Below are 14,229 nucleotides of genomic sequence, written 5' to 3'. Positions count from 1 at the left end.
GCGCTTGGGGGAGTCGCGGGTCTTCTGCCGGGCTCTACTCGGTTCCCGCGGCCTTCCGCGCCCGGTATGCGGCAACGTGTGCCCGGTTGGCGCAATTTCCCGTGTCGCAGTAGAGCTTGGACCGGTTGCGGCTGAGGTCCAGCACGGCGGCGTCGCAGTCCTCTGCCGCGCATACCCGCATCCGCTCCATTTCCTTGCTGCGGATCACGTCGATGATGGCCATGGCGGCCTCGGTTCCCATTCGGTCCGCCAGTGGCGCTTCCGGCGTGGTGGCATGGAGATGCCAATCCCAGTGGTCATGCTTCACGAGCTGCGGCAGCGCCTTGGCGTCGGCGAGAAGCTTGTTGACGGACTTGGCTGCCGTGTCTTCATCGGAGCTCCAGAGGGCGGCCAGCTCGCCCCGGAGTCGTTTAATGCTGCTCAGTTCCGCGGGCGAGTTGGTCCGGGAACCCGTGAATTCCTCGGCGTCCAAGAACGCGTCGAGATCCTCCAATGTGGCCAGCGATTCTTCCCCGTTGGCGGCGGTATTGATCAGATTAACGACGCTACGGAGTGCAACCTCGGTGTCAGGCGCAAAAAGCACTTTGACTCCTTACAAGGCTCGGGAGTACTGTCATGACCATAAGCCCACTTTACTCCTGACAGGAGGCTGCTGTGTCAGCTCCAACGACGAAGGCTGATGCAAAGGGTTTCCTCGCATCAGGACTCGGCATCGCACTGTTTTCTTCTGCCGTTTTCGGTACATCCGGATCGTTCGCCAAGTCGATGCTGGAGACCGGGTGGTCACCTGGAGCAGCAGTTGCCGTGCGGCTGACTGGCGCCGCACTGATATTGGTGATTCCCGCCGTCGTGGTTCTTCGCGGCCGCTGGCACCAGCTGAAGGACAACTGGCTCACCATCCTGCTGTTCGGGCTCATTGGAGTTGCCGGTTGCCAGCTTTTCTATTTCAACGCGGTTGCCCGCTTATCCGTGGGGGTGGCGCTGCTGCTTGAGTACCTTGCCCCAGTGATGATCGTGCTGTGGCTTTGGATTGCCAGCCGGCGACGCCCGCGCGCGCTCACCGCCGCGGGCGCCCTGTTGTCGTTGGGCGGGCTGGTCCTGGTGCTGGACCTGACCGGTTCCGTAAAGGTGGACTTTATTGGCGTCCTCTGGGGCATGGCGGCCGCCGTTTGCCTGGTGATCTACTTCTTCATTACTGCCAAGGAAAATGACACCCTTCCTCCGCTGGTGCTCGCTTCAGGCGGACTCCTGGTGGGGGCTCTTGTGATGTGGCTGGTGGGCCTCTCGGGACTGCTCCCCATGACCTTCAGCACTGCGGACACCACCCTTGGGCCGTGGACCACGCCGTGGTGGGTATCCGCTGTGGGCCTCATCATCCTGGCCACAGTGCTCGCGTACGTTACCGGCATCATGGCCGCCCGCAGCCTTGGATCCAAGGTGGCGTCTTTCGTGTCCCTGACAGAAGTCCTGTTCGCCGTGATTTGGGCATGGCTACTGCTGGGTGAGCTCCCTGGACCGATTCAGCTGCTGGGCGGACTCCTCATTGTGGGCGGCGTAGTGCTGGTCCGCGTTGACGAGTTGCGCGGCGACCGAAGGGCGGCCCGCGCAGAGTTGGTGTCCGTCCTGGACCACCCGAACGACGTCGAACCTGTTCCTTCCGGTCCGCTCACCAAGTCGCCCCGGAACTAACCGGACCCACGTCGCTTTAAGAGCAAAAGGCCCGGACGCGTGTGCGTCCGGGCCTTTCCCAACTGTCTTAGTTGGAAGCCTGCTGCTGCTGCTCAGCGTTCTTCTGAGCGCGATCGCCGGCTTCGCGAAGTGCGTCGGCAACCTTCTTCAGGTTGGAAGCGTGCTGGCTGTCCCACTCACCGCGGAACTTGTCAGCGTCCGGGCCCTTCCAGTCGGTGCCGTCAAGGGCACCCTTGAGCTGTGAGCGCTGCTGCTCGATGTTCTCGGCACCGGCCTTCAGCTTGTTACCGAGCTGACGAAGCTGATCAACATCTGCACCCCAAATAGCCATGAGATTCTCCTTCATTGTTCGGACCCGAGCTCTTCGGCATCCCCAGCGGCCTCCGGCTCATCCGGAAGATCCAATAGCTAAAACCTATCCCGGCATGCACAAACCCGTCGATGGGCACCCCTCCCCATGCAGCGCTGCCCATAGTTAGCATGGGGTTATGTGCCGCAATATCAGGACCCTTCATAACTTTGAACCGCATGCCACGAGCGCCGAAGTGGAGGCCGCAGCGTTGCAGTATGTGCGCAAAATCAGCGGCTCCACCAAGCCGTCCAAAGACAACGAGGAAGCCTTCTCCGAGGCTGTCCACGAGATCGCCCATATTACGCAGCATCTCCTGGACTCCCTGGTGAGCCACGCGCCGGCGAAGAACCGGGAAGAGGAAGCAGCAAAAGCAAGGGCCCGGTCGGCCGTCCGTTTCGGGACGGCCTAACCCAGGCCCCTGTTTGCTTCGGGCTTACTTCCCGAACGACCGCAGTCTCAGCGAGTTCGCTACAACCAGTACCGAGCTCGCCGCCATGGCTGCGCCGGCAATCATCGGGTTCAGGAAGCCCAGTGCAGCCACCGGGATGCCGATCGCGTTGTAAAAGAAGGCCCAGAACAGGTTGGTCTTGATGGTGGACAGGGTCTTCCGGGAGAGCTCGATGGCCTGTACCAACTGACCAAGGTCGCTTCCCATGACGGTCAGGTCGGAGGCCTCGATGGCGACGTCCGTCCCGGAGCCCATGGCGATTCCCAGGTCCGACTGCGCCAGTGCTGCAGCGTCATTGACGCCATCGCCGGCCATGGCCACCGTTGCCCCCGAGTCCTGAAGCTTACGAACGGCCTCAACCTTGCCGTGAGGCAGCACGCTGGCGTAAACGTCGTCAGGTGAAATTCCGACGGCGGCCGCTACCTGCGCGGCTACGGCAGCGTTGTCTCCGGTCAACAGAATGGGGCGGATGCCCAACTCCTTCAATTTCCGGATGGCTGCGGCGGAACCAGGCTTGATTGTGTCGCTCAGGCTCACAATACCGGCGGGCTGCCCGTTCACGGCGACCCAAATTGCGGTAGCGCCCCCGTTTTCCTCAGCGGCCAGGGTATCCCGATGGCTCGACTCAAGGGTGATGCCGTTCTCCTCGAGCCAGCCCGAGCGTCCCACCACCACGTCCTGGGTGGCGGCGTCGAGAGTCACGGTTCCCCGTACTCCGCCGCCGGGAGCGGAACTGAAGCCGTCAACGCGGGGTAGTGCGCCGCCGTCGGGCATTGCGTTCTGGGCTGCAGAGGCGATCGCATGGGCGATCGGGTGCTCCGACGCTGACTCAACGGCACCGGCCAAGGTGAGGACCGTTTCGGGGGAGTAGCCATTCAGTGCCACAGTGTGGTCTACGGAAAGCTTGCCACTGGTGACGGTGCCCGTTTTATCCAGCAGGATGGTGTCCACGTGCCGGGTGTCTTCGAGTACCTGCGGGCCCTTGATCAGGATGCCGAGCTGGGCGCCGCGGCCCGTTCCGGTCAGGAGGCCAACGGGTGTGGCCAGACCTAAGGCGCAAGGGCATGCGATCACCAGAACGGCAACGGCCGCGGTGAAAGCTGCGTTGAGGTCGCCGGTGAAAAGCAGCCACGCAAAGAACGTCACCAAGGCGATGACCAACACGATCGGTACGAACACGGAGCTGATCCTGTCCGCGAGCCTGGCTATGGGAGCCTTGCCCGTCTGCGCCTGACTGACCAAGCGGCCCATCTGCGCGAGCGTTGTGTCCGAGCCCACGCGCGTGGCCCGGACCAGCAGGCGCCCGGACGTGTTGATCGTGGCGCCCGTTACAGCGCTTCCGGGCCCGACCTCAACCGGGACGGACTCCCCGGTCACCAGTGAAGCGTCCACCGCGGATGCGCCGTCTGTGACCACACCATCGGTGGCAATTTTCTCACCCGGCCGGACCACGATGACGTCGTCCACCAAGAGCTGGTCCGCAGGTATTTTTTGCTCGTGGCCGTCGACCAGGATGGTTGCATCCTTGGCGCCCAAATTCAGGAGCGCTTTCAGGGCATTGCCGGCCTTGGCTTTGGCGTTGGCCTCAAGGTACCGGCCCAAGAGCAGGAACGAGGTAACCACGGCTGCGACTTCGAAGTACAGCCCGCCTCCGGACATGCTTTCCATTCCGGGGTGTTCAGTCATCCGGGGATCAGCGAACAACTGCCAGGCCGAGTACAGGTATCCGGCAACAACACCGATGGATACCAAGGTGTCCATGGTGGAAGCGAAGTGCCGGGCGTTGATGGCTGCGGCCCTATGGAAGGGCCAAGCCGCCCAGCTCACTACTGGCAGGGCCAGCACCCCAACAACCCAGCCCCAGTTGGGAAACTGGAGGGCGGGAATCATCGAGATCGCGAAAACGGGGATGGTCAGCAACGCGGCAACGATCAGGCGCGGGCGAAGCGTAGAAGCGGACGGGCCGTGATCCATGTGGTTTTCGTGGGCGCCGCTTCCGGTGCCATGCTCTGCATGCTCGCTCGTGCCTCGCTTGGACGCATGCTGCCGCATGTCACCGGGAGCGGCGTGTGTGTGCTGGTCCCTGGTGCGGGTATGCGGTGCTGGAGCCTGACGGATGGTGGCTTTGTAGCCCGTCGCGTTGACCGTGTCCACGATCTGCTGATCCGTCACGTCGGCAGGGACGGTTACGTGGGCCGATTCGAGGGGCAGGTTGACGCTGGCTTCGACGCCTTCGAGCTTGCCCAGTTTTCGTTCCACTCGGTTGACGCACGAGGCGCAGGTCATGCCCTCGATGTCCAGCTCGAGGACCCGGTGTGCGGGTTGGTTGAAAGTCTCCTGGCTACTCAAGAGGACTCCTAAGCTTCGTTGGCTACCACCAGGTAGCCGGCTTCTGCCACGGCCTCGCCAATTTCAGACGGCGAGAGCTCCTTGGTTGATGTGATGGTCACGGTGGACAGGCCGCCGGGGTTGAGGTCAACGGCCACATTTTCGACGCCGTTGAGCGACTCAAGTTCTTCACTCACGCTGGAGACGCAGTGGCCGCAGGTCATGCCCGATACGTTGACGTTTGTCTGGATGGTCTGGCTCATGGTGCTCTCCTTGGTGACGAGTTGGATGGTGTGGTGTTTGGTGCCGGAGTTACCGCAGCAGGCGCCCGATGGCATCGGTGGCTTCCTTCACTTTGGCGTCGATCTGTTCGGCACGGGCTTCCGGGTTGGGTTCGGATGCGGCGCCCACGACGCAGTGGCCGATGTGCTCCTCTACCAGTCCGAGACTGACCGCGTGGAGGGCCTTCGTGGCAGCGGCTACCTGGGTGAGGATGTCGATGCAGTATTTGTCGTCCTCAACCATGCGCGCGATACCACGGACCTGCCCCTCGATCCGTTTCAAGCGTTTGAGGTACGCGTCCTTATTGCTGGAGTACCCGTGTGGGGCGGCGGTTTCCAGATCCGCCTCGATGACGGGTGCGTCCGGATGGCTCATGCTCAGGTCTGGCGTGCTCATGATTTGAACTTATACCTACCGGGGGTATCCCGTCAAGTACCCCCTAGGGGTATATATGTCCTGCCGTTGGGGTTGCACCCAAGGGGCATGGCGAAAGCAAAGGACTAGACCAAACACCCCGGTAGGTATAGACCAAAATGTCCAAAATCTGGATTCTTGTTTTGCAGTGCAAACCTTTTGGTAAATGTGCTTCCGCCCACACCCTCGCGTTCATAGTGTTTGGTCACATAGCCGCGGAGGGGGAAGTCCCGCGGAACCCAACTTTCTCCATGGAGGACACTTGAAACTCGCACGCTCCGCCGCGGCAATCGCCATCGCAGCGCTCGCACTGACCGCCTGCGCTCCACCCACCTCGAACAACGCTGCATCAAGCTCGGACGAGCAGACCGGCACCGTCCGTGTCTGGCTGTTCTCCGAGGTCAACCAGGATCCCAAGTCCGCCGTAGTGAAGGAAGCTGTCACTGAGTTCGAAGCGGCACACAGTGGTGCCAAGGTCGACGTTCAGTACATTCCGGTGGACAGCCGCGCCGAACGGTTCAAGGCCGCGTTCAACGACCCCTCCAGCGCTCCGGATGTTGCCGAGTTCGGCAACACGGACCTGGCCAGCTACGTGGCATCCGGCGGCTTGGCCGACGTCACAGGAGATATCAAGTCCTGGGACGAGGCCAAGGATCTTGACCAAAAGATCCTGGACACCACCGAAATCGACGGCAAGAACTACGGTGTCCCGTGGTTCGTCGGCGTCCGCGCCCTCTATTACCGCACGGATCTCCTGCAGCAGCTCGGCCTCCAGGTCCCCAAGACCTTGGATGAGGTAGAAACCGTTGCCCGGGCAGTTCGGGCAGCAAACCCGGACCTGCTGGGTATTTCCGTGGGCGGCGCAGCGCAGTTCTCCGCCATGCCGTACCTGTGGGCCAATGGCGGCGAGATCGCCACGAAGGAAGGCGACAAGTTCGTCTCCAAACTGGACTCTGCTGAATCCCGCGAAGGAGTTGCCGACTATACCCGCCTCCTCAAGGACGACATCTGCCCAGCCCAGACATGTGCGGAGTTCGGCGGTAACGCAAGCGTCCAGCAGTTCATCGCAGGTAAGTCCGCCATGACCATCGGCGGCGACTTCAACTACAAGGCTGTTGCCGCCAGCGCTATTAAGGACAAGTTCGCCGTAGTTCCGGTTCCCGGTAAGACGGCCGGTTCCATCGCCCCAGCTTTCGCCGGCGGCAACAACCTGGGCGTCTTCAACAGCAGCGAACGACGCACGCTCGCCGCTGACTTCGTGAAGCTGCTGGCCAGCAAGAAGTACCAGCAGAAAATGTTCGACTCCATGGGCAACCTCCCCACGTTCAGCGACGTCCAGAAATCCGTGGCGGAGAACAACAAGCAGGTTGAACCGTTCATCAACACCCTGGGGGCGGGCACCAAGTTTGTCCCGGTCACGGAGAACTGGTCCACCATCGACGCCCAGGGTGTTTTCACCGGCATGTACCAGAAGGTGGTCACGGGTAAGGCTGACGTCAACGCCGCTACCACCGAGGCTGCATCGGCCATGAATACGGCATTCGGGTCAAAGTAATGCGCTGCACCCCATCACATCCCGGAGGCGCAGCATGACGGCGCTGACCCCGGCTCTGCCCGATGCGCCCCAAAGCGGTACGCCCGGCAAGGGAACGACGACGGCGGCACGCAAGTCCCAGCGTTTCTCCAACGGAAAGCGCGGGCTGGAGCCATGGCTCTACCTGGCCCCGGCCTTCATTGTCCTGATCGCACTACTGGGCTATCCGATCTTCCAGCTGATCAACGTCTCGCTGTACGACTACCGCCAAGCCCAGGTCAGCGGAAAAGCACCCCTGAAGTTCGTCGGCCTTGAAAACTACCAGAAGCTCTTCGCCGATCCCCAGTTTTGGACCGTCCTGGGCAACACCGTGGTGTTCGCCACCGCTTGCGTGGTCTTCACGTTGTTGGTGGGCAGCTCGCTGGCAGTGCTGGCAACAAGGCTGCGCCCCTGGGTCCGTTCGATGCTCTTCGTGGTGTCGCTCGGCGCCTGGGCCACCCCGGCAGTCACGGGCAGCGCCGTGTGGCTCTTCCTGTTTGAGCCCACGCTCGGCTTGGTCAACAAGACGCTGGTTTCAATCGGCCTGACGCAGTTCCAGGGCTACTCCTGGACGTACGACAAATGGTCGGCTTTCGGACTCGTGGCCAGCGAAGTGGTGTGGTGCTCGTTCCCGTTCGTCCTGGTGACTGTCTACGCAGGCATCCAGGCGATCCCCACCGAGGTCATTGAGGCCGCCAGGATCGATGGCGCTTCCATGCCCCGCATTGCCCGCAGCATCATGCTCCCGATGCTGCGTCCAATCGTGATCGTGGTGACCATCCAGTCCATCATCTGGAACTTCAAGATCTTCTCGCAGATCTACATCATGACCAACGGTGGGGGAATTGCCGGCCAGAACCTGGTGCTCAACGTCTACGGCTACCAGCAGGCGTTCGCTGCGAGCCTCTATGGCCTCGGTTCCGCGCTCGGCGTGATCATGACTGCGCTGCTTATGGTCATCACGCTTGTCTACCTCCGGATCCTCAAGAGAACAGGCGAAGCCCTATGACCGCCGTCGACGTTTCATCAGTCCCGCGCCGCACCGACACAGCTGACGCCCCGCAGAAGCTGCGCAAGCAGGGCAAACGCCGTTTCGGCGCCGACGCTGCCGCGATTGTCATCGCACTGATCGTTGCGTTTCCGCTGTTCTGGATGGTGCTGTCCGCGCTGAAGCCAAAAACAGCGCTCGACGCCGGTGATGCGGCGCCGTACACACTGGAACCGTCGCTGGACTCGTTCGGGCGCGTCCTGGGTGTGAACAATTTTGGCCAGTACTTCCTGAACAGCGTGATCGTGGCCTTGGTGGTTGTGGTGCTCTCCACCATCCTCGCGTTCCTCGCGGCTGTGGCGTTGACCCGCTACAACTTCAAGATGCGCACCAAGCTGCTGATCATCATCCTGGTCTCACAGATGGTGCCTGTTGAAGCCCTGACGATTCCGCTGTTCTTCCTGCTGCGCAACGCCGGCGAGGCCATCCCGTTGGTTGGCCTGAACCAGCTGGGTTCGCTGGTCCTTGTCCACGTCGGTTTCAGCATTCCGTTCGCCATCTGGATGCTGCGCGGTTTCGTGGCCGCTGTTCCGCTGGAAGTTGAAGAGGCGGCCCGCTTGGACGGCGCCAGCAGCTTCCGGTTTGTCCGCTCCATCCTGTTCCCCCTGGTGGCACCGGGTGTGGTGGCGTGTTCGGTGTTCTCGTTCATTTCCACGTGGAACGACTTCCTCTTCGCCAAGACCTTCATCATTTCCGCGCAGGAGAACCAGACGCTGCCCATGGCACTGCTGACGTTCTTCAAGCCGGACCAAAACGATTGGGGAGCCATCATGGCCGGCTCGGTCATCATGACCATTCCTGTACTGATCTTCTTCGTATCGGTCCAGCGCAAGCTGGTATCCGGCTTGGCTGGGGCGGTGAAGGGATGAGTGCGGTTCATCAGTTGGTCCCTGCGCCGTGGTCTTTCTCCGTGGGGACAGGCGAACTGGTGCTCGACGCCGGTACCACTTTGGGTGCCGACCCAGAACTGAGCGGCGCAAGGCGTTGGCTCTCCCGGGCTTTGGGGGCAGCGACCGGCTGGGACGTGGCGCCTGCACCCGCCCAGAGCGCGTCCATTCGACTCCTGCTTGACCCCGCACTCGACGCCGAGGCGTACCGCCTGGAGGTGGGCGGCGCCGTCGTGATTTCCGCGGGCGGGGCCTCTGGCGCGTTTTACGGTGCGCAGACGCTTCTGCAGTTGATGGGACCGGCTGCGCTGCGGCAGGCTCCCGTTGCCGCCGTTTCCACCTGGCTGGTGCCGCGCGTCTCTGTAGAGGACAAGCCACGCTTCGGTTACCGCGGGACCATGTTGGACGTCGCACGGCACTTCATGCCCAAGGACAACCTGCTGCGGTTCATCGAGGTGATGGCTGCTCACAAGTTGAACATCCTGCACCTGCACCTTACGGACGACCAAGGCTGGCGGATCCAGATCAACCGCTATCCCAAGCTGACCGAAACCGGTTCGTGGCGCCGTGAATCGTCGCTGGGCTCCTGGCGTGCAGGCGTTTTCGACGCTCGCCCGCACGGCGGTTTCTACACACAGGATGACCTTCGCGAAATCGTCGCTTTCGCCGCCGACCGGCACATCACGGTCATCCCGGAGATCGACGTTCCGGGACACAGCCAGGCTGCGATCGCAGCGTACCCGGAGCTTGGCGCGGGCCCGGCCGAGGGTTCAGCGCCCGTGGAGGTCTGGACGCGCTGGGGAATCAACGAAACCGTCCTGGAAGTCTCCGACACTTCCCTCGAGTTCTACCGGAACGTGCTGGACGAAGTGGTGGAGATCTTCCCCTCCCCGTGGATAAGTCTTGGCGGCGACGAAGTCCCGCTGACCCAATGGCAAGCCAGTGCCCAAGCGCAGGCCAAGGCGGCCGAGCTGGGGTTGGACGACGTTTCCGGCCTGCACAGCTGGTTCGTCGGTCAGCTGGCATTGCACCTTCAAAACCATGGCCGCGCCACATCCGTCTGGGATGAAATCGGCGACGGCGGCTTGCCGGATGGCGCGCTCGTGGCGTCCTGGCGGGGCTACGAGGGCGGGATTGATGCCCTCCGCAAGGGCTATGACGTAGTGATGTGCCCTGAGCACAAGCTTTACCTGGACCACCGACAAGCCGATGGCGACGACGAGCCGGTGCCGGTTGGTTTCGTGACGACGCTTCAGGCTGTCTATGAGTTTGAGCCGCTGCCTGGCGTGGATGGGACGAACTTCGCTGGCCGACTGCTGGGAGCCCAAGCCAACATCTGGACCGAGCACCTGGATTCACCGCGCCGCGTGCAGTTTGCGGCGTTCCCGCGGCTCAGCGCCATTGCCGAAGTGTTCTGGTCCAACCCGGAAAACCGGGACTACGATGAGTTCCTGAAGCGGCTCACACATGCACATCTGGCGAGACTCGAAGCAATGGGTGTGGAATACCGGCCGCTTGCCGGCCCCGCACCCTGGCAGCAGCGTCCTGGTGTTGAGGGCTGGAAACGCGATTACGACGCCGAGCAGCTCGTGAGGAACTGAGTGACTACTGAAGGCAAAGAGGTCCGCAACTCCTCGGCCTCGCTCCGCAAGGCGTTGGCCCTCCTCACAGTGGTGGCCGAGGAGCCCGGCAATGGCGATGGCCTGGCTTTGGTGGAGCTTGCCCGGCTCTCAGGCTTGAACAAGAGCACGTTGTTGCGTCTTGCTGCTCCGCTCCTCGAGGAAAACCTGTTGGAGCGTGACCACGAGACGGGTAAGTTCCGGCTGGGCCACGGCTGCCTGCGCCTGGGACAGTCCTACCTTGACCGCGTAGACCTGCGAAGCGTTGCCAACGGCGAACTCCGGGCCCTCATGCGCGCCACAGAAAGCACCTGCCATCTGGTGGTGCTTTCCGGGCACGACGTTGTCTATCTGGACAAGGTGGAGGATGAGGCCACCGTTCGCATGGCGTCGAGGGTGGGGGCCACCATGCCGGCGTATTGCACCGCCGTCGGGAAGGCCATGCTGGCGTTCAGTCCAGAAGAGGTGGTGGCTCCCATCCTGGCGGGCGAATTGGTACCCCTCACAGACAAGACCATCACCGATCCGGTATTGCTTCGCGCTGACTTCGAGGCCATACGGCGCCGTGGATATTCCATTGACGATCGGGAAAACGAGCCGGAAGTCCGCTGCGTCGCCGCTCCGATCTTCGGACATGACGATCACGTAGTGGCTGCTCTCTCAGTTTCCTCGCTGTCCTCACGAATGACCGCCAAGCGCGTCCGGGAAGTTGGGCCCATGGCAGCCGAGACGAGCCTTCGCATCTCCGCCAAGCTGGGATCCCGCCGGGCAAGTGCCAAGCTGGCGAAGCTCGCATGAGCCTCGATCCCGCAGCGTACTTCCGCGCCAAGCTGCAGTGCGAGATTGACGTCATGGAAGTGGCTGAATCAGAGCCGGGAGCGCTGGTTGTCGTGGACACCCGCCGCCGATCTTCCTGGGACCACGGACATATTCCGGGTGCGGTACATATCCCGACGGCCCAGATCCCGGAGCTTACAGCCGAACTGATACCGGCTGGCTCACAGGTCGTGGTCTACTCCTGGGGACCGGGGTGCAACGGCAGCACATTCGCAGCGCTGGCCTTCGCAGAACTTGGGTATGCCGTGAAGGAAATGATCGGTGGCATCGAGTACTGGATCCGGAACGGACTGCCGGTGGAAAAAGCAGCGGGTGTCGTTCAAAGTAAGCCGGATGCGCTGGTGACAGCACACCCGGCCTGAGTTGAAGGGCGGCACGATGGCGGTATTCGTACTGATTCACGGTGGTGGTTCCACGGCGTGGGACTGGCATCTGGTCAGCCCACGGCTTGAAGCGTCCGGTCATGGCGTAGTGGCCGTCGACTTACCCATCGAAGATGTCGATGCCGGACTTGAGGACTACACCCGCGCTGTAAAGGAAGCGGTTGGCGAAGCTCAGCACACTATCGTGGTGGGGCACTCGCTGGGAGGCTTCACGGCACCTTTGGCCTGCGAAGAACTCCAGTCCGACGGCCTGGTGTACCTCTCGGCAATGATCCCGATGCCGGGCGAGACCTTCGGGGACTGGTGGACCAACACCGGGCATCACCGCGAGACCATTCCCGATGAGCCATATTTCAATCTGGTCCCCGACAATTTAGCGCAGGAAGCCACCAACAGGGAGCGCGATCAGCAGGGTGCCTGGATGTCAGGACCGTGGCCCGGCAATCATCCGGACGTGCCAACCTTGGGGATTCTGTGCCGTGACGATCTGTTCTTTCCACGGTCGTTCATGAGGCGCCAGATTCGCGAGCGACTCGGAATCGAACCGGTGGAGATCCCCGGCGGTCACTACGCCACGTTGAGCAATCCGGATGCTGTAGCTGCCGCTCTCAACGACTTCGCCCGCCAGATTGCTCGCGGCTAGATAGCTGCGGTTCAGTCCTTCTTCAGTTCCTGCGCGAGCATCACGAGTATTCCACTGGGTCCGCGGAGGTACGTGAGCTTGTAGACGTCCCCGTAGGTGGCCACACCGCGAAGCGGAGTGCACCCGTGCTTGGCGGCGATCTTAAGAGCTTCGTCGATGTCGTCAACGGAGAAGGCCACCCGGTGCATTCCGATCTCGTTCGGAAGGGTGGGGTGTGTCTCGATCGCATCCGGGTGGATGTATTCGAAGAGTTCCAGTTGTCCTTGACCATCAGGAGTTTGAAGCACCGCGATCTTCGCGTGGTTGCCATCAAGCCCGACGGCGGTATCGGCCCACTCGCCGCTGACGGTGTCCCGCCCCAGGACCGTCAGGCCCAGGTCGGTGAAGAACGCGATGGTTTCTTCGATGTCCCGGACTGCAATGCCGACGTTCTCAAGTTTGATGGCCATGGGTTCGAAGCTACCAAGGCACGCGGAATAGCTCTAGTGGCGAATCAGCGAGCGTATCGACCAGTATGGGGGCGATGTTCGGCAGCGCCTGCTGACCGTGCACGCGGCGACTCAACAGTTGCCCTCAACTTAAGGCTCGACGGCGACGCTCAACCGAGTGCCGCCGTCGCAGGTTTTTTACCCCACCTCGCCACCGACCGGGGGCTCATTCCAGAATCGTATGAGGCACCCCGCGAGCCGTAGCGGCACCACATAGGCTTGGAGCATGCTGAACCTGGTCCTTGGACTTCTTTTCGCGGGCCTCTTCCTCGCCTCCTACCAGTCGGATCGGCGGCGATTGCGCAACGGCGTCCTCTTGCTGGTGTCCGCGTGGTTTCTCCTGCAGGCGATTCTGGACTTCCTGATCGACTTGAACCCCTGGTTCGAGTGGCTGAACCTCGTGGTTTTGGTGGTCCCCGTGGTGAGTATCTTCGTGTTCGCCAGCTTCCTGATTGCCAACGGAATCACGATGGTCCGCCGGGAAGGTCCGGGCATCACCAGCTTCCTACCGATTGCCGTGGGACTCGCAGTCTTCCTGGCACCCGTTGTCGCCTTCCTTTTCGTTTTGAGCGGACAGCCTGTCCTGGCTGGCATCGCCGCCCTGGCGTTCTTTCTCTGCGCCTACCTTGGCTGCGCATTCGTGGTGTTCCTTGGGTACGCGCTGGTGTACTCGAGGATGCGTTTCAGTTCCAACCCGGCAGCGGTGATCGTCCTGGGTTCCGGCCTGATCGACGGCAAGGTCCCGCCCCTGCTCGCCGCGCGCTTGAACAAGGCCCTGGAAATTTACGACGGCGCCGCTCCGGTCAGGCCCGTATTGGTGCCTTCCGGGGGACAGGGCCCGGACGAACCCCGGCCGGAGTCTGCGGCAATGAAGGAGTACCTGGTATTGAAGGGTGCCGCTTCCAGAGACGTGCTGGAGGAAGACCAAGCCACCACCACCCGCGAGAACCTGGCGTATTCGGTCTCGCTTCTGGCGGCGAAGGGCATCCACGGTCCGTTGTTGGTGTGCACCAACAACTACCACGTGCTCCGCGCCGCGCTCCTGTCCCGTCGGCAGAAGATCAACGCCCAGGTGGTTGGGGCCCCGACGGCCAGGTATTTCGTACCCAGCGCTTTCCTCCGGGAGTTCGTGGCCGTGATGAGGGACAACCGCCTGACGAACATGGTCCTTTGCCTGCCGATGTTCGGGATTGCCCTGCTCATCACGGTGGCACTGATGCACTCGCCGGTGGTGTAGC

Annotated in this window: 16 protein-coding genes; 10 read left to right on the top strand and 6 right to left on the bottom strand. The window is 62.2% G+C overall.

The annotated features are described in order from the left end of the window. Positions 1-34: 34 nt before the first annotated feature. A complete protein-coding gene (locus tag J2Y68_RS10770; protein ID WP_309993151.1) occupies positions 35-583 on the bottom strand; it encodes a CGNR zinc finger domain-containing protein in 549 nt (182 codons plus the stop codon). Positions 584-654: 71 nt separating this feature from the next. On the opposite strand from J2Y68_RS10770, the gene J2Y68_RS10765 reads away from it, so the two are divergent. After that, entirely contained in the window at positions 655-1,689 is a 1,035-nt protein-coding gene (locus J2Y68_RS10765) for an EamA family transporter (RefSeq protein ID WP_309993148.1), read from the top strand. Between the two features lie 67 nt (positions 1,690-1,756). Here the strand turns inward: J2Y68_RS10765 and J2Y68_RS10760 are convergent, their stop codons facing one another. Beyond that, a complete protein-coding gene (locus J2Y68_RS10760) occupies positions 1,757-2,020 on the bottom strand; it encodes a WXG100 family type VII secretion target (RefSeq protein ID WP_011776688.1) in 264 nt (87 codons plus the stop codon). Positions 2,021-2,177: 157 nt separating this feature from the next. Here J2Y68_RS10760 and J2Y68_RS10755 point away from each other — a divergent pair, with 157 nt between their 5' ends. After that, positions 2,178-2,450, top strand: coding sequence for a DUF2277 domain-containing protein (locus J2Y68_RS10755; protein ID WP_309993145.1), 273 nt, complete (start codon positions 2,178-2,180; stop codon positions 2,448-2,450). A gap of 24 nt (positions 2,451-2,474) precedes the next feature. Here J2Y68_RS10755 and J2Y68_RS10750 read toward each other — a convergent pair whose 3' ends face one another. From J2Y68_RS10750 to J2Y68_RS10740, 3 genes are read right to left on the bottom strand one after another with little or no spacing between them, the layout of a single operon-like run. After that, positions 2,475-4,838, bottom strand: a complete 2,364-nt coding sequence (locus J2Y68_RS10750) for a heavy metal translocating P-type ATPase (protein WP_309993141.1) — start codon at positions 4,836-4,838, stop codon at positions 2,475-2,477. Positions 4,839-4,846: 8 nt separating this feature from the next. After that, positions 4,847-5,080, bottom strand: a complete 234-nt coding sequence (locus J2Y68_RS10745) for a heavy-metal-associated domain-containing protein (protein ID WP_026541102.1) — start codon at positions 5,078-5,080, stop codon at positions 4,847-4,849. 49 nt (positions 5,081-5,129) lie between these two features. Further along, the gene (locus J2Y68_RS10740; RefSeq protein ID WP_309993139.1) at positions 5,130-5,495 is read right to left on the bottom strand and encodes a metal-sensitive transcriptional regulator; all 366 of its coding nucleotides are present in this window, start codon (positions 5,493-5,495) and stop codon (positions 5,130-5,132) included. Between the two features lie 280 nt (positions 5,496-5,775). Between J2Y68_RS10740 and J2Y68_RS10735 the strand changes: the two genes are divergently transcribed. Genes J2Y68_RS10735 through J2Y68_RS10705 form a run of 7 tightly spaced genes read left to right on the top strand, consistent with a single transcriptional unit; the run spans position 5,776 to position 12,503 of the window. Beyond that, positions 5,776-7,068: an extracellular solute-binding protein gene (locus tag J2Y68_RS10735; RefSeq protein WP_309993134.1), complete on the top strand. Its 1,293-nt coding sequence runs from the start codon at positions 5,776-5,778 to the stop codon at positions 7,066-7,068. A gap of 34 nt (positions 7,069-7,102) precedes the next feature. Continuing rightward, positions 7,103-8,095: a carbohydrate ABC transporter permease gene (locus J2Y68_RS10730; protein WP_309993132.1), complete on the top strand. Its 993-nt coding sequence runs from the start codon at positions 7,103-7,105 to the stop codon at positions 8,093-8,095. Next, entirely contained in the window at positions 8,092-9,003 is a 912-nt protein-coding gene (locus tag J2Y68_RS10725; RefSeq protein ID WP_309993130.1) for a carbohydrate ABC transporter permease, read from the top strand. The genes J2Y68_RS10730 and J2Y68_RS10725 overlap by 4 nt, the downstream gene beginning before the upstream one ends. Next, positions 9,000-10,622 carry a beta-N-acetylhexosaminidase gene (locus tag J2Y68_RS10720; RefSeq protein ID WP_309993128.1) on the top strand — a complete coding sequence of 541 codons (1,623 nt, stop codon included), beginning with the start codon at positions 9,000-9,002 and terminating at the stop codon, positions 10,620-10,622. Before J2Y68_RS10725 ends, J2Y68_RS10720 begins: the two co-directional genes overlap by 4 nt. Then, positions 10,623-11,438: an IclR family transcriptional regulator gene (locus tag J2Y68_RS10715; protein ID WP_309993125.1), complete on the top strand. Its 816-nt coding sequence runs from the start codon at positions 10,623-10,625 to the stop codon at positions 11,436-11,438. Beyond that, positions 11,435-11,839 (top strand): rhodanese-like domain-containing protein, encoded by a 405-nt coding sequence (locus tag J2Y68_RS10710; RefSeq protein WP_309993123.1) that lies wholly within the window; start codon positions 11,435-11,437, stop codon positions 11,837-11,839. Before J2Y68_RS10715 ends, J2Y68_RS10710 begins: the two co-directional genes overlap by 4 nt. 16 nt (positions 11,840-11,855) lie before the next feature. Continuing rightward, positions 11,856-12,503: an alpha/beta fold hydrolase gene (locus J2Y68_RS10705; RefSeq protein ID WP_309993122.1), complete on the top strand. Its 648-nt coding sequence runs from the start codon at positions 11,856-11,858 to the stop codon at positions 12,501-12,503. Positions 12,504-12,514: 11 nt separating this feature from the next. Here the strand turns inward: J2Y68_RS10705 and J2Y68_RS10700 are convergent, their stop codons facing one another. Next, positions 12,515-12,952, bottom strand: coding sequence for a VOC family protein (locus J2Y68_RS10700; RefSeq protein WP_309993120.1), 438 nt, complete (start codon positions 12,950-12,952; stop codon positions 12,515-12,517). 265 nt (positions 12,953-13,217) lie between these two features. Here J2Y68_RS10700 and J2Y68_RS10695 point away from each other — a divergent pair, with 265 nt between their 5' ends. Then, positions 13,218-14,228, top strand: coding sequence for a YdcF family protein (locus J2Y68_RS10695; RefSeq protein ID WP_309993118.1), 1,011 nt, complete (start codon positions 13,218-13,220; stop codon positions 14,226-14,228). Position 14,229 lies beyond the last annotated feature (1 nt).

This window comes from Paenarthrobacter nitroguajacolicus (assembly GCF_031455195.1).
Classification (GTDB): Bacteria; Actinomycetota; Actinomycetes; order Actinomycetales; family Micrococcaceae; genus Arthrobacter; species Arthrobacter nitroguajacolicus_D.
This window is presented reverse-complemented; position numbering and strand designations above follow the sequence as displayed.